Below are 15,247 nucleotides of genomic sequence, written 5' to 3'. Positions count from 1 at the left end.
GGGATGTGACCGGCGCTGCGGGTGTCGAGGCTGGAAGCCGGACACAATGCGAGGCGCTACGGCATGCCCAACCGGATCGAGGTGTCGTCAATCGATATCCGCGATCGGTTGGAGCCATGCCGCACGAAGGCCAACTGCCGGCCGAGCCGGTCGACCCTACCGGCCGGGTGGCCGACCTAGCCCGAGCTTTCACTGACCCACCGAATCCACATCACATGGAGGAAACCATGGCCCTCGATACATTCGCTCTCCTGGCGGCGACCTACGACTCGCAGGACGCCGCGATCGCCGACTACGACGCCGTGCACGATCTCTACGTCGAGACGGGCCTCGTCGATACCTACGATGCCGCCGTCATCACCAGAACGGACAAAGGCAAGGTCAAGATCGTCAAGAAGCATGAGCAGCCGACCCGGCAGGGCGCCTGGGGCGGACTCGGCATCGGCCTGGTCGGGGGTGCGCTCGTTGCCCTGTTCCCCGCCGTCGGGCTCGGGGCCGGGCTGTTGTTGGGCGGCGCCGGCGGAGCCGGTCTCGGGGCCCTCGGCGGGCACGTCGCCGCCGGGATGAGCCGCTCCGACCTGAAGGAAGTGGGCGAGCTGCTCGACGACGGTGACAGCGGACTGATCGTCGTTGCGGCGACGGACCTCGAGGCGCGCGTCGAGAAGGCACTCGAACGCGCATCCAAGGTGACCAAGAAGCAACTCGAGGCGGACACCGAGCAGGTCAGCAAGGAGATCGACGAGGCCTCCAAATCCTGAGAACGGCACCGACATGACGGTCCGACGCCTCGCGCCTCCGGTCGCACGACGTCGAGGGCGAGCCCGATTCTTCTAGACGGGGTCCGTGGGCTCTCGGCGCTTTGTCAGTGTCGGACGCGCAATCGCTCCGCGCAGCTGTGCACGCCGACTCGTGCGTGTCGGCGCCGGTGAGTGGTCGGGCATCAGGTCGCCTCCCTGGGACACTCGCGGAAGACTTCCCTCCCGCGTTACTGCACCCGCTCGATTTCGCTCGGTCGCCAAGTCTTGTCGAAGAAGGATCGCAGCGGGCTGTACAACCGAAGGATGCGTCGAACATCAACGACCGCCCCTTGGAAGGCGTTGAGGAAGACGTTCACTCCGTGCCGGAAGTCCATATGGTCGTACGCCTTCTCCACGGTGTCCCTGGCCAGTGCACCGTCGGTGAACTCCACAGTGCCGAGGCGGTTTCCATCCGGTCCGGCGCGGAGAACAGTTCCAGGGTTTCTCGGTCGACAGTCATCTGAGAGGTTCCTTCCAGTCTTGACGCCGGCGACACGCGACCACGGTTGCGCGCACCGCGCGCCAATCTGGGTTCGTCGGTGCGGACTTCGATTGTTCGGTGCCCGGCGGTCAGGTCGAGGGTGTCGCTTCCTGGGCGGGTTGTTCCTCGCCGCGGGGGTTGTTGCGGAACCAGGTGGCGTAGCGGTTGGCCAGCGGGGCGGCGCTGAGCCCGTGAGCGAGGACCGAGAGGCCGATCGTGATGATCGCGGTGGTCAGGAGCAGTTCCTCGTGGGGTAGTTCGCCGGGCTCTTCGAGGATGAGAATCGCGAAGACGATGGTGGCGAGCCCGCGGGGGCCGAACCAGCCGATGAAGCCGACGGTAGGGGCGCGAGCGTGCATCCCGATCATCGACAACGCCACCGGGATCATGCGGACGACGGTCAGGCTCACCACCGCGTAGCCGAGCACCGCCCAGGACAGGTGGCCGAGGGCGGGGCCGAGCAGGATGGCGCCGAAGACGATGAAGGTCACGGCATTGAACAGGTCCCCGGACTCGTCGAGGAGGCCCGCACCGTCACTGCCGGCCGCCTTGCGGCGGCGGATCGTCCCGTAGGTCAGTCCACCGACGAACGCGGCGATGAAGCCCGACCCGCCCAGCGGCACGGCGACGGTGTAGGCGAGGACAGCAGCGGCGACGGGAACGATCTGCGCCCACAACGGGTCGATCGTTCCGCGCCGTTGGGCGGTGATCAGGATCGCGGCCGCGATCACCCCGGCGGCGAGGCCGGCCACGATGCCGTACCCGATCTGTTCGGCGACCAACCGGACGGCGGCGCCGTGCCCGATCGCCCCCGACTCGGCCTGGGCAATCGCCAGCACGATCAGAAACAGTGGCACGCAGATTCCGTCGTTGAGACCGCTTTCGACGTTCAAGCCCTGCCGCACCCGGGACGGGAGAAGCGGGAGCGTGACCACGGCCTGCCCGAGCGCGGCATCGGTGGGGGCGAGGATCACCGCGAGGAGCAGCGCCTCGGGCCAGGCGAAGTCACCGAGCATCACCACCGCGGCGCCGAAACCCACCGCGATCGTCAACGGCAGCCCGATGCCGAGCAGACGTGCCGGCAAGGAGATCTCGGCGCGCAGCGCGGGCAGGTCCACGTGGGAGGCATCGGAGAACAGCACCAGCGCCAGCGTCACCTCGGCGAGGAGCTTGACGATCTCGGCAGTGGACTCGATGTCGATCAGCCCCACCGATATGCCCCCGAGTAGGAGGCCACTGCCGGTGAAGACGATCGGGGCGGTGATCGGTGTGCCCTCGATGCGGCCGGAGATCGCGGCGAAGACGAGCAACACTCCGGCGATTGCGGGCAATGCCCACGTCACGATGTCACCGCCTCACCGCACCCGGTCGACCTCGCTGGGTCTCCAGGTCTTGTCGAAGAACGATTGCAGCGGGCTGAAGAAGCGCAGGATGACAAACCAGCCCTTGCCCGGATCGCTCTGGATCCAGTTGCCGTCAGCAACCCCGTCCGGCTTTTCGGGGGCGAAGTGGATTGTGGTCGACCCGTCGGCATCGGCCTCCGCGGCCGGGGTGGGGTAGCTCTGGCTGCCGGAGCGGGGGAAGCGTTGCGGTCCACGGCGTGCTCCGGACGGCCGGAGGGTGCGGCGTCGAGGACTTCGAGGGCCGCCCGGGTGTCGGCGTGCGCGAGGTGGGCGCAGGATGCGGCGATGACCAATTCATCCGCCGCCCACTGAGGCGGGGGGTGAACCAGGGCTGTTTCCGCGGTGCGCAGGATCTCGAGGGCGCCGCGCCAATCACCGTCGGCGGTGGCGAGCCGGGAGCAGATGACGGCGGCCGTTGCCGTCGTCATGGGGGCGGGCCGGGGTCCGGCGGGCTCGATTGCCAGGTCGAGATGGGTGTGGGCGGCCGCCCGGTCGTCGTGTTCGGCCGCGACTCCGGCCAGGACGAGGTGACTGAGCCCGACCAGGTCGTCCGGTGGCACCGCGGAGCGCTCGGCGACGGCGAGCGCTCGGCGCGAGTGTGCCAGGGCTTGTCTCAGACGTCCCTGCAGCAGCTCGACCAGGGCGAGGGAGCCCAGCGAATCCCGCAGCGGCTGTTGGGTTCCGGGTCGCTCGCTCGCGGTGACCGCGTCGGTGAGTATCTGTTCGGCGCGGTCGAGATGGCCGGCGCCGAGTTCGGCCGAGCCGAGCCCACCCAGCACCATCGCGGGGATCTCGGGGTGTTGCCCGCGCAGGGGCTGCGGCACCGTGTGGAGCAGCCGGTCGGCGGTGGTCGCCGCCTGCCGGGTGGCGGCCAGATCGCCGGCGGCCCGTCCCGCGAGCACCCCGACCATCGAACGGACCAGCTGGGGTTCCGGGGCAACGGGCCCGGCGCGCAGGAACTCGTCGGCCCGGGTCAGCGCGGCCGTGCAACCGGTCAGGTCACCATCGGCGAGTCGGAGAGCGGCGTCCACCAGCGCCGGGGCCGCGCCGGGCAGGTCCGCCGGCATGGCGGCGAACGCCTGAGCGAGTCGTGCGGTGTCGAGTCCGGTGAGGAGCCGGCCGACGGCAAGGTTGTCGACCAGCTGCCCGGCCGCGAACTGCCAGTCATCGGCGGCGGCGGCCTGTGCGACGGCATCGGTGACGCGCCCGGTGTCGGCGAACCAGCGCGCCGCTTGGGCTCGCAGCCGGGGTTCGAGGCCGGGGTATCGCTGCGAGAGGTGCGCGCGGAGCACCTCGGCGAACAGCGGATGCAGCCGGTACCAGGCCGATCCCTCGACGCGTTCGAGGAAGGCGTGGGCGCGGGCGAGGCGGGCCAGGGTCCAGTCGGCGTCGCGGCGGCCGGTGAGAAGGTCCGCCAGTTCGGGATGGATCCGGTCGGTGATGCAGGCACACAGCAGCAGCTCCTGCGCCGCGGGCGGCTGTGCGGCGAGCACCTCCGAGAGGAGGTAGTCGGCGATCGTGGTGCGGTCGGCGGCGAATGCGCCGATGAACGCCTCCGGGTCGGTGCTGCGCTGCATCGCCAACGCGGACAGTCGCAGCCCGGCAGCCCAGCCGGCGGTGCGTTCGGCCAGCAGTGCAACACCCGCCCGCGAGATCTCCAGCCCGTGCGAGTGCAGCAGCAGTTCGCCTTCCGCAGGGGTGAACATCAGGTCGGCGTTGCGGATCTCGGTGATATCGCCGTGCGCCCGGTAGCGGTGCAGCGGCAGCAGAGGCTCGGTCCGGGTAGTGAGCACGAGCCGCAGCACGCCGGCGGCGTGCGTGACGACGAAGTGCAGGCTGGCGGCGATCTCGGGTGCGGACGCCGCGTCGAACTGGTCGAGTACCAGGATCGCCGGCTGCCGGGAGGCGGCCAACGCGTCGGCGAGCCGCACCAGCAGTGGGTGGTCGACCTCCTCTGCCCGCTCCGGCCGCCCGACCCCGACCGGCAGTACCCCGCCCCGGTGCAACGCCTCGAGCACATAGGCCCAGAACAGTCCCGGGGCGTCGCCGGGTTCCACGGTCAGCCATACCGGGGGTGGGAGTGCCGTGTGCTCCCGGGCCCACTGGGCGGCGAGCACCGTCTTGCCGGCGCCGGCCGGTCCGGCGACGAGGGTCACCGGACCGCGCGTTCCGGCGGTCAGCCGGTCGAGCAGCCCCGGCCGGCGGACGAGGATCTTGGGGGCCGCCGGGACCGCGAACCGGGCCGCGAGCAGCGGGTCGATTGACCCGGGACCCGCGCGATCGGGAACCGCGGGATCGGGTACTGCGGGATCGGGCACTGCAGGGTTCTGCATGGGGGCACCGGCGTCCGTCCGAAGCGATTCTGCGTGATCCGCTCGACCCCTCCATTGAACTCCGATGCTTCCCAGGTCGTCACCCGTTTCGGGGGATGCGACCAGCGGCCGGGCTGCGAAAGCTGGGAACCAGACCACATGTGAGGGTGCCCGACCTCGTGACCTGGTGGCCCTCCTCGCGGCGGAACCCCCAGCTCGGCCCGAGCCCACCGCACGCGATCCCAACCAGAGGGAAGGAGGCGCAAGAGATGCACTCCGACGAATCCGCCCCGCACCCGGCGGTGCCCCCAGCGCCGTGGACGATTCCCCGCGGCCTCATCGCGCTACCGGCGACAACCTACATCGGCGCGCCAACACCGAGTGGGCGAGACCGTTCACGCATGACCAAGACCACGGATCACCTGATCGCCGAGATCGACAGTGAATCGATCGTCACACGCGACACTCTTCGACGAGAGAAGTAGCGATGCGCCCAGCATCTGCGTCACCGGCGACCGTGCCGAATTGGGCAATGCCCCGCGGAGTCATCGTCCTGGTCGGCGGGGCGAGCCTGGTCGTCGCCCTCGGGGCGTTGAAGGCGTTCGCCGACATCGTCGGACCGGTGTTTCTCGCGCTGATACTCACCGTTGCGGTGCAACCGATCCCCAACGCGTTGCGGCGCAGGGGTTGGCCGGGGTGGCTCGTGATGATCGTGGCGATCCTGGCCGTGTGGGGGATTCTGCTGTTCCTCGTCCTGGCCCCGGTGTTCTCGATTGCTCAACTGTCCACCCTGCTCCCGGAATACTCCGACAAGTTCGACGAAATGGTCGGCAACGTGCAGTCCGGGCTGCAATCGCACGGTATCGGCTCGGACCAGGTGCAGCAGATGATCGCGGGCATCGACATGTCCAAGGTGACCGACCTGGTCGGCGATATTCTCGCGGGCACGCTCGCGGTGTTCTCGAACCTGCTGTTCGTGTTCGCCCTGCTGTTGTTCATGTCCGCCGACGCCGCCACCTACACGTGGCGGCTGAACACACTGAATCGGCTGCGCCCCGACCTCGCTTCGGCGTTCACCAACTTCGCCGCCGGCACGCTCATCTACCTTTTCGTCGCGACCTTCTTCGGTCTGATCGTCGCGGTGCTCGACGCGGGCGCACTGTGGCTGATGGGCATCCCGCTGCCGATCCTGTGGGGGCTGCTCTCGTTCATCACCAACTACATTCCGAACATAGGCTTCATCATCGGCCTCATCCCACCGGCGCTGCTGGCCCTGCTCGACGGTGGCCCGGTGCTGATGCTGTGGGTGATCGTCGTATACAGCGCGCTCAACGTGCTCATCCAGTCGGTGATTCAACCCAAGTTCGTCGGCGACGCGGTCGGCCTGACGGTGACGTTCACGTTCCTCTCGCTCGTGTTATGGTCGTGGGTGCTCGGACCTCTCGGGGCGATCCTGGCGATCCCGTTGACACCGTTCGCCAAGGCAATGCTGGTGGACATCGATCCGTCGACGCGATGGGTGCAGGTCATGCTCGCCAGCACGGTGACACCCGATGACGGCACACCGGAAGAAGACGAACCGGACGACACCGTCGCCGCGAAGCCAGGGACTACGCCATGACAACACCAGACGCTCCCCCCGCACCGCGACCCACCGACCATCCGACCCGGGCCGCTCGCACCGAGCACGGCGAAACGGTTCGGCACCGAATCCCGTTCGGCGCCATCGCCGAACACGATCGAACCCGTGATCGTGACCCCGTCGGCCTGCTCGAGTCCCAGGCGACCACCCGGGTCCCCGACCTCGTCCCCATCCGGTACGGGCGGATGGCCGAGTCACCGTTCGCGTTCTATCGCGGCGCCGCCCTGGTGATGGCTGACGACCTCGCGCACGCCCCGACCACCGGTCTGCACACCCAGCTGTGCGGGGACGCCCACCTGAGCAACTTCGGGCTCTTCGCCACACCGGAACGCGACCTCGCCTTCGATGTCAACGACTTCGACGAAACCTATCCCGGCCCCTTCGAATGGGACGTCAAACGACTCGTCGCGAGCCTCGCCGTCGCCGGCCGCGGCAACGGGTTCCGTGGCAAAGAACGAAAGCGGATCGCCCGCGCCTGCGCGGCCGAATACCGCGAAACGATGACCCGCCAGGCCGAGTGCGGCGAGCTCGCGGTCTGGTACTCCCACATCGACGCCGCCGCCGAGTTGGACGAGCTCCGCGACGCCCTGGACTCCTCGGCACGCAAACGCGTGAAGAAGACGATCCGCAAATCCTGGGGCCGCGACAGCATGCAGGCGCTGTCCAAACTGACCACCCTCGTGGACGGCACCCCGCGGATCGTGAGCACACCGCCGCTGGTCGTTCCCATCGAGGAGATCTTCACCGACACCGAAGCCGAACAGATCAACCGGGAGCTGATCCAGCGACTGCGCGAATACCGCGACACCCTGCAACCCGCCCGACGTGTCCTGTTCGATCGATTCGAATACGTCCAGACGGCACGGAAAGTCGTCGGCGTGGGCAGCGTCGGCACCCGGGCCTGGATCATCCTGCTCCGCGGCACCGGCGGTGACCCCCTGTTCCTACAGGCCAAGGAGGCACAGCCGTCGGTCCTCGCGGAATACCTCGACGGCCCCACGGTCACCAACCAGGGCGAACGCGTCGTCACCGGGCAACGCCTCATCCAGGCCGCCAGCGACATCCTCCTCGGCTGGCAACAGGGACCCGACCCGGACGGGACGGTCCGGGACTACTACGTCCGCCAGCTGCGCGACGGCAAGGGCTCGGCCGTAATCGAGACCATGTCCGCCCACCTGATGACCCTCTACGGCCGGCTGTGCGCCCGCGTGCTCGCGTATGCGCACGCCCGCGCCGGCGACCGGTTCGCCATCGCCGGGTACCTGGGCTCGGACGACGACTTCGATAAAGCGCTGGCCTCCTTCGCCGAGGCCTACGCCGACCAGAACGCCCGCGACCACGCCGCGCTGCGCCAGGCCATCGACGACGGCCGGATCACCGCACACCCGGGGACCGGGCGATGAGCGACAACCGATCCGGCTCCCCCGACACCGCGACCCGATCCCGGCGCTGGTGGGCGCGGGCGGCGTTCGCACTGGCGATCCTCGCAGTGGCGGTGCCGCTGGTGTCCGCCGGCCTGCTCAGCTCCCTCGGGGTCCTCGTCGTCGGAGTCGGTGGCGTCGTCGTCATGGTCGCCGCACTGTACTGGTTCCTCGCCACTCGCGGTGTCCTGCGCTGGATTTCGCTGACCATCGCGATACTGTCACCGATCGTCGTGCTGGTCTTGTTCATTCGCGCCCACCTGCTCGCCGAGGTCGTCGCCGCCGCCATTCTCGCGATCCTCGCCGTGCTCTGCGCCCGCGCCGCCCTGAGCGGACGAACCACGGACACCGCCGTGCGCGAGGTGCCCGCCCCACCGGCGCGGCATCCGGTGCTGATCATGAACCCGCACTCCGGTGGTGGCAAGGTCGCGAAATTCGACCTCCAGCGCAAGGCCGAGGAACTCGGCGCCGAGGTGGTCCTGCTCGAAGGCCCGGGCACCGTCGACGTCACCGAACTGGCCCGGCGGGCGGTCGCCCGCGGCGCCGACCTGCTCGGTGTGGCCGGCGGCGACGGGACCCAAGCCCTCGTCGCCGGGGTCGCAGCCGAGAACGATCTGCCGTTCCTGGTGATCAGCGCCGGGACCCGCAACCACTTCGCGATGGACCTCGGACTCGACCGTGCCGATCCCAGCCGGTGTCTCGACGCCCTGCGCGACGGGGTCGAGCTCGCCGTCGACCTCGGCCGGATCAACGGCCGTCCGTTCGTCAACAACGCCTCCTTCGGGGTCTACGCCGAGGTGGTCCGCAGTCCCGCCTACCGCAACGACAAGACCGGGACTGTGCTCGAGATGCTCCCGGACCTGCTCACCGGGCACGCCGCCGCCCCACTCGTCACCCGGATCGGCGACGTCACCGTGCGGAACCCGCAAGCGGTGCTGGTGAGCAACAACCCCTACGGCAGCAGCGATCTCGCCGGCCTGAACCGACGCGACCGGCTCGACCGCGGCGTCCTCGGCGCCGTGACCGTGTCGGTGGCCAACACCCGTCAAGCGGTCGGCCTCCTCGGCCGGGTCAACGCCCACGGCCTGACCCAACACACAACGGGCGAGGTGGTCGTCGACGCCCACACACGCCAGACCCCCGTCGGCGTCGACGGAGAATCGCTGCTCCTCGACACCCCGGTGCGCTGCACGATCGAGCCCGGCGCCCTGCGCGTGCGGGTCCCCCGCGATCGCCCCGGCGTGCGTCCCGCAAAAGCGGCAGTCGACTGGGTCCGGCTCCGCGAACTGGCATGGCACCGTCAGAGCGCACCACCACCAGATGCGCACACCGTCGCCGCGAAGAATGCCGACGACCCGGCTCCCGACAGCTGAGGCCAGGCCGAGACCGAGCCCACGTCAACATTACGGAGCCGAGCAAACCTGTTGCGGGACAGAGATACGCCCCGGCAGAGTAGAGGTCCGGGTGCGAGTTCGATTTCGCCCCCAGTGACAGCATGGCGTGCCGCCGCCTCCATCAGATCCCGAGGCCGACACCTCAAATCCTGACAACTCTGAAACGCAAAAGGATTCACGGTCCGACTACATAAGTCGTTCGGATCCGTCCTGCAGCCGGAGATCGATATCGTCCTACGTCAGCCGAGAGCCACCGGCCACCGGGTGCGCAGCACCCATCGAACGCGGCCATGGACAGAAGTCGCCGAACTCGAAATCCTTTCTACGCCAGTGTCTTCGTTTTGATCGCCTGAAACTCCGCGTCGGAGATCGCGCCGGAATCGAGCAGCGCCTTGGCTTCCGTGATCTGCTGAGCCGGGGACTTCCCGGCGACGTCGCGGATGTAGGAGTCCTGGGCCTGCTTGACCTGATGAGCGGCGGCCATCGACCGCTTCGCCATGCCGTCGCCGCGGGCGATCACGTACACCAGTGCAGACAGGAAGGGAATGACGAACAATAAGATGATCCAGATCGCCTTGACCCACCCCGACGTCTCGCGGTCCCGGAACAGGTCAGTGATGATCGAGAACAACACGGACAAGTAGGCCGCGAAGGCGAAACAGACGAAGATGAACCAGAAGAACTCCCAGAAACCTTCCATTTTCGACGCTCCGTCCACTCGGTGTTCCGGTCAGCAGGCCAGGATTCCGGCCTCCTCGAATCTCAATTGGTGGTGTCGAGCGTGTCGAGCGCCGCCAGAATGCCCTGGACGGGGATTCGGCCGGAGGCCACCAGTTGCGCGCCCTCCCGCCGGAGGGCGGAGGCGAACGGTGCGGCCCAGCAGTTCTCGTAGACGAGGATCGCTCCGGAGCACCCGGGGGCCAGGACGGCAGCCGCATCCTCGAGGTCTGTTCGGTCGATCAGACCCGTTGCCGCCTCGGCGAACAGCGTCACGTCCACACCGCCGTCGAGCCCGAGGTCCTCGATGGCGACACCGGCGAGCGATCCGTCGGCTTCCTTGCGGACGAAGATCAGGTCGAGCACGCGGATGATGTTTCGTTCTACCAGGTCGATCAGAAGGGGCAACGCCGATCCGTCCGGTCTCCGGTCGGCGGGGAACTCCACGACGAGATAGTCGATGGGCCCGAGTTCGTCGAAATCGGTGTCGTTCACTGCGAGACCTCTCTTCCGAAGACAGCAGCGACAGCCACACACAGCTTCTTCATCAGTATTCACCCTTGGGGGGCGCGGCGACTAGAGAACAAGGTCACCAGTCGCTTCGGCCGCTGCGCGGTCCGACAGTTCACGCCGTGCCGCCTTCTCGACGAGGAGGGGTACGAAATCACGGATCCTGCACTCCGCGAGGCGCTTGTGGACAGTACGCACGATGTGCTCGACGTCCACGGGTGAGGCGGCCGGATACCGAGTGGTCAGGCGTTCGATGACCCGCTCGATCTGAAGCAGTTCGTCATCGCCGGTCATCGACTCATCGTCGTCCCGCCGCGGAACCACCGTCAAGACACGAAACGGCCTCTCGAACAACTCGGTTCGGTGTCAGACCGTGAAAAACCCTGAGTCTGGGATGAATCAAATATCCGGAGTATGCCCGGAAATACAGTTTCCCGACTACCACCAGGTGAAACGGCGGACAATGGAGATACCGGGCCGCCCGGCTCGCGGTAAGGAAAGGGACGGTCATGTCCGAGACAACGTCGGTCAAGCAGGGCGTCGCGGCAGGCACTTCGATCGGGGCGGCCATCATCATGGTGACCGTCGGCATCATCCACCTCTTCCAAGGAATCGCCGCGGTTGCCGAGAACGAAGTATTCGTGGCGGGGCTGAACTACATCTACAAGTTCGACCTGACCACTTGGGGCTGGATCCACATCGTGCTGGGTGTGCTCGTCGCAGGCGTCGGCCTCGCGCTGTTCACCGGCGCGGGATGGGCGCGGGTGTCCGCGATCGTGATCGCGGCCGTCTCCATACTCGCCAACTTCCTGTGGCTTCCGTACTACCCGTGGTGGTCGGTGCTCATCATCGCCCTCGACGTCGTGGTGATCTGGGCCGTGTCGACCTGGAATCCGGATCGGGTCTGAGCAGGCGGCCGGGGTAGAAGCCGTGGGAAAGAAGTCGAAGCACGAGAAATCCGGCCTCGACCTGCCCCGGCCGGACGGTGCCGAGCCCGCCGCACCGATGAAGAACAAGGAGTACCGCCGCCTACTCCGTCCGCTCCACGGCGAACTCGTCGCATTGCAGGAATGGGTGAAATCGTCGGATGCGCGGATCTGCATCGTCTTCGAGGGCCGCGACACCGCCGGGAAAGGGGGCGTGATCAAGGCGATCACCGAGCGGGTCAGTCCGCGCGTGTTCCGTGTCGTCGCCTTGCCGGCCCCGACCGATCGCGAGAAGTCGCAGATGTACGTGCAGCGGTACCTGCCCCATCTCCCGGCCGGCGGAGAGGTCGTCATCTTCGACCGTAGTTGGTACAACCGGGCGGGCGTCGAACGGGTGATGGGATTCTGCACCGAGGAGGAAGCGCAGCAGTTCCTCCAACTCGTCCCGACGGTCGAACGCGCGATCGTCGACTCGGGCGTCATCCTGCTGAAGTACTGGCTGGAGGTGAGCGAGGAACAACAGACGCTGCGACTGCAGAGCAGGATCGACGACCCGCGGAAGGTCTGGAAGCTGTCGGACCTGGACCTGAAGTCGTACACCCATTGGTACGACTACTCACGGGCGCGGGACGAGATGTTCCACTTCACCGACACCGGCTGGGCGCCCTGGTACGTCGCGGTCAACGACGACAAGAAACGCGGTCGGCTCAACATCATCAGCCACCTGCTGAGCCAGATCCCCTACGAACCCCTCGAACGCCCCGACATCACCTTGCCGGAGCGGCGGGGCCCGCACGGCTACGAGGCGCCGAGGCAACCACTGCACTGGATTCCCACCCCCTACTGAGAATCCGAGCGGAAAGGACGAGCGGTCATGGTCTCGACGGAACCCGCGCAAGCGCAGACGGCCTGGCATGCCCAGGACGCCGACGCCGTCGTGTCCGCACTGGCCTCCAATCGGCAGGCGGGGCTGACGGCCGGCGAAGTAGACGAACGTCGCCGACGGCACGGTCCGAACGAGATCGCCTCCGAGCCGGCGCCGTCGACGTGGTCGATCGCGTTGCTGCAGTTGAAGGACCCCATGAACCTGATGCTGGTCGCGGTGGCCGTGGTCAGCATCGTCATCGGCGAAATCCCGACGGCGATCGTGGTCGCGGTTCTCGTCGGGCTCAACATCGTGCTGGGCACACGGCAGGAAGTGAAGGCGCGCGCCAGCGTCGACGCGCTGGCGAAGATGCAGACACCGCAGGCGCGGGTGGTCCGCGACGGCACACTGATCCAGCTCGACGCCACCGAACTCGTGCCGGGCGACGTCGTGCAGCTCGAGGCGGGTGACATCGTCCCCGCGGACGGCCGCCTGCTCGCGACGGCCACCTTGGAGACCCAGGAGGCGGCGCTGACGGGTGAGAGTGCACCCGTCGCGAAGGACCCCCAGACGCTCGGCAACCTCGACATTTCTCTCGGCGACCGCAGCAACATGGTCTTCCAGAACACCTCCGTCACCCGCGGCACCGCCACCATGGTGGTCACCGAAACGGGGATGCACACCCAGATGGGCCAGATCGCGTCGATGCTGTCTGCGGTCGCACCGAGCAAGTCCCCGCTGCAGCGCGAACTGGACTCGCTCACCAAAGTGCTCGGCATCATCGCGTGGACGGCGGTGGCAATCATCGTCATCATCGGGGTGATTCGCGGACAGGACGTGACGACGCTTCTGCTGCTCGGCATTTCCATGGGGGTCTCCGCGATCCCGACCGGTCTGCCGACGTTCGTCCAGGCGATGCTGGCCTACGGCGCGCGGCAGCTGGCCGACGCCAAGGCCATCGTGAAAAACCTTACGGACGTCGAGACCCTCGGCGCCACCAGCGTGATCAACTCGGACAAGACCGGCACGCTGACGATGAACCAGATGACCGTGCGGTCGCTGTACTTCCACTGCCGGTGGTACACCGTCGATGGTGAGGGTTACGCCAAGTCGGGGAAGATCACCCACGTCGCGGGCGAGGCCGTCCCGGATTTCACGCTGCTCGCGTACGGATTGTGCCTCGACAGCGACGCCACGGTCTCCGGCACCGGAGAGGTCGTCGGCGACCCGACGGAAGCCGCGCTGGTGGTGCTCGCGGCGAAGATCGGTGTCGACGCCCCACTGACCCGGCGAACATATCCGCGCGTCGCCGCCGTGCCGTTCGACTCTGCGTACAAGTTCATGGCGACGTTCCACCATCTCCAGGTCGATGGCAGAACCCAATTCGTGGAACTGGTCAAGGGCGGCCCCGACGTGGTCCTGGCGCGGTGCGCGACCGCCTTCCGGCCGGGCAGGCAGGAGGTGCCGCTCGACGAGGTCCGGGAGGAACTGACGGCAGCGAATCGGACCATGTCCGAGAAGGGGCTTCGCGTGCTTGCCTTCGCGGTCCGCCGCCTCGACGGGCAGGAGGAGGCCGCGGTGGCCGACCCCATGTCGTTCGTCGAGGACCTCATATTCGTCGGCATGGTCGGCATCATCGACCCGCTTCGGCCGGAGGCGATCGAATCGGTGCGCACCGCCCACGAGGCCGGCATCGACGTCCGCATGATCACCGGCGACCACGCGATCACGGCATCCGCGATCGGCGCCGAACTCGGGCTCGGACCGGGCGCGATCGGTGGTGCGGAACTCCAGGCCATGACCGATGACGACCTGTCGGCCGCGCTCCCGAACCTGCACGTGTTCGGCCGCGTCACCCCCCAGGACAAACTGCGCCTTGCCGACATCATGCAGAAGAACGGTGCGGTCGTGGCGATGACCGGGGACGCCGTCAACGACGCGGCCGCGCTGAAGAAGGCCGACATCGGCGTCGCCATGGGCTCGGGCAGCGAAGTCACCAAACAGGCGGGCAAGATGGTGCTCACCGACGACAATTTCGGCACCCTGATCACCGCGATCCGCTTGGGCCGCAACATCTACGAAAAGATTGTGTCGTACATCCGCTACCAGATGTCGAAACTGTTCTCGCTGGTGCTGCTGTTTCTCGTCGCGAGCATTTTCGACATCAACGACGGGGTCGCGCTCACCCCGCTGATGGTGCTGTTCCAGCACTTCTTCATCACGCTGTTCCCGGTCGCCGTCATCATGCTCGACCCTCCGCCACCGGATCTGATGAACAAGCCGCCCCGCGACCCGCAGATGCCGATAGCCAACCGGAGGGCGTTCGTGCAGTGGCTGGCATACGGCGTCCTGCAGTTCGCCGTCACGCTCGCCGCGATGCTCCTCGCGCCGGGCGAGATGAGCACGACCGAGGCGAACGTTCCCATGACGACGGCGTTCGTGGTGCTGTCGTTCGGTTCCATCCTCGCCGGGCTCGTCATGCGGCGCGACCCGGAGTCCGGGCTCACCCCACCGATCCTCGGCGCACTGAAGATCCTGTCCATCCCGATCATCGTGACGGTGTTCGCGGTCGAGGCGGGGTTCCTCCAAGACCTCCTCATGACCACATCGCTGACCGGCGGCCAGTGGCTCGCCTGCCTCGGGTGGTCACTGATCATCCCGATCGTCGTCGAAGCGGAGAAGGCGTTCCGGCGCCGGCGCCACCTCCGCTCGGCGCCGCCCGCACCGATGACCGCCGCCGCCGCGGTCGACCCGCAACGCGCGCGCTGAGGCCCGGACC

At 67.6% G+C, this 15,247-nt stretch carries 14 protein-coding genes and 1 pseudogene; 8 read left to right on the top strand and 7 right to left on the bottom strand.

Annotation, left to right across the window (positions count from 1 at the left end):
- Window positions 1–227 precede the first annotated feature (227 nt).
- Window positions 228–758, top strand: coding sequence for a DUF1269 domain-containing protein (locus PSR88_RS19125; protein ID WP_029539731.1), 531 nt, complete (start codon window positions 228–230; stop codon window positions 756–758).
- 227 nt (window positions 759–985) lie between these two features.
- Here the strand turns inward: PSR88_RS19125 and PSR88_RS19120 are convergent, their stop codons facing one another.
- The 4 genes and pseudogenes from PSR88_RS19120 to PSR88_RS19105 form a co-directional block, all read right to left on the bottom strand.
- On the bottom strand, window positions 986–1,189 hold the full coding sequence (locus PSR88_RS19120; protein ID WP_016884667.1) for a hypothetical protein: 204 nt from the start codon (window positions 1,187–1,189) through the stop codon (window positions 986–988).
- A 178-nt stretch (window positions 1,190–1,367) separates the two neighbouring features.
- Window positions 1,368–2,621, bottom strand: a complete 1,254-nt coding sequence (locus PSR88_RS19115) for a cation:proton antiporter (RefSeq protein ID WP_016884668.1) — start codon at window positions 2,619–2,621, stop codon at window positions 1,368–1,370.
- 12 nt (window positions 2,622–2,633) lie between these two features.
- Window positions 2,634–2,792 carry a DUF1214 domain-containing protein gene (locus PSR88_RS19110; protein ID WP_237724206.1) on the bottom strand — a complete coding sequence of 53 codons (159 nt, stop codon included), beginning with the start codon at window positions 2,790–2,792 and terminating at the stop codon, window positions 2,634–2,636.
- A 113-nt stretch (window positions 2,793–2,905) separates the two neighbouring features.
- A pseudogene (locus PSR88_RS19105) lies at window positions 2,906–3,463 on the bottom strand (transcriptional regulator); the annotation flags it as partial.
- Between the two features lie 1,799 nt (window positions 3,464–5,262).
- On the opposite strand from PSR88_RS19105, the gene PSR88_RS19100 reads away from it, so the two are divergent.
- The 4 genes from PSR88_RS19100 to PSR88_RS19085 are packed head-to-tail and all read left to right on the top strand — an operon-like array spanning window position 5,263 to window position 9,429.
- On the top strand, window positions 5,263–5,478 hold the full coding sequence (locus PSR88_RS19100) for a hypothetical protein (RefSeq protein ID WP_148228405.1): 216 nt from the start codon (window positions 5,263–5,265) through the stop codon (window positions 5,476–5,478).
- A gap of 47 nt (window positions 5,479–5,525) precedes the next feature.
- Window positions 5,526–6,614, top strand: coding sequence for an AI-2E family transporter (locus PSR88_RS19095; RefSeq protein WP_016884670.1), 1,089 nt, complete (start codon window positions 5,526–5,528; stop codon window positions 6,612–6,614).
- Window positions 6,611–8,038, top strand: coding sequence for a DUF2252 domain-containing protein (locus PSR88_RS19090; RefSeq protein WP_011596327.1), 1,428 nt, complete (start codon window positions 6,611–6,613; stop codon window positions 8,036–8,038). Before PSR88_RS19095 ends, PSR88_RS19090 begins: the two co-directional genes overlap by 4 nt.
- Window positions 8,035–9,429 (top strand): diacylglycerol/lipid kinase family protein, encoded by a 1,395-nt coding sequence (locus PSR88_RS19085; RefSeq protein WP_011596326.1) that lies wholly within the window; start codon window positions 8,035–8,037, stop codon window positions 9,427–9,429. Before PSR88_RS19090 ends, PSR88_RS19085 begins: the two co-directional genes overlap by 4 nt.
- Window positions 9,430–9,772: 343 nt before the next feature.
- Here the strand turns inward: PSR88_RS19085 and PSR88_RS19080 are convergent, their stop codons facing one another.
- From PSR88_RS19080 to PSR88_RS19070, 3 genes are all read right to left on the bottom strand, one after another.
- Window positions 9,773–10,150: an SHOCT domain-containing protein gene (locus tag PSR88_RS19080; protein ID WP_011596325.1), complete on the bottom strand. Its 378-nt coding sequence runs from the start codon at window positions 10,148–10,150 to the stop codon at window positions 9,773–9,775.
- 62 nt (window positions 10,151–10,212) lie between these two features.
- Complete coding sequence (locus PSR88_RS19075) at window positions 10,213–10,662, bottom strand: DUF6325 family protein (RefSeq protein ID WP_011596324.1); 450 nt, start codon at window positions 10,660–10,662, stop codon at window positions 10,213–10,215.
- A gap of 81 nt (window positions 10,663–10,743) precedes the next feature.
- A complete protein-coding gene (locus tag PSR88_RS19070; protein ID WP_009476828.1) occupies window positions 10,744–10,971 on the bottom strand; it encodes a three-helix bundle dimerization domain-containing protein in 228 nt (75 codons plus the stop codon).
- 215 nt (window positions 10,972–11,186) lie between these two features.
- Here PSR88_RS19070 and PSR88_RS19065 point away from each other — a divergent pair, with 215 nt between their 5' ends.
- The 3 genes from PSR88_RS19065 to PSR88_RS19055 are packed head-to-tail and all read left to right on the top strand — an operon-like array spanning window position 11,187 to window position 15,237.
- A complete protein-coding gene (locus PSR88_RS19065; RefSeq protein WP_009476827.1) occupies window positions 11,187–11,585 on the top strand; it encodes a hypothetical protein in 399 nt (132 codons plus the stop codon).
- Between the two features lie 22 nt (window positions 11,586–11,607).
- Window positions 11,608–12,450 carry a polyphosphate kinase 2 gene (gene ppk2 / locus PSR88_RS19060; RefSeq protein WP_011596323.1) on the top strand — a complete coding sequence of 281 codons (843 nt, stop codon included), beginning with the start codon at window positions 11,608–11,610 and terminating at the stop codon, window positions 12,448–12,450.
- Between the two features lie 27 nt (window positions 12,451–12,477).
- Window positions 12,478–15,237 (top strand): cation-translocating P-type ATPase, encoded by a 2,760-nt coding sequence (locus tag PSR88_RS19055; protein ID WP_016884672.1) that lies wholly within the window; start codon window positions 12,478–12,480, stop codon window positions 15,235–15,237.
- Window positions 15,238–15,247: the final 10 nt, after the last annotated feature.

Source organism: Rhodococcus sp. DK176 (genome assembly GCF_038447315.2).
Classification (GTDB): domain Bacteria; phylum Actinomycetota; class Actinomycetes; order Mycobacteriales; family Mycobacteriaceae; genus Rhodococcus_F; species Rhodococcus_F jostii_A.
The sequence above is the reverse complement of the archived record's forward strand: the minus strand, read 5'-3'. Positions and strand labels throughout refer to the sequence as shown.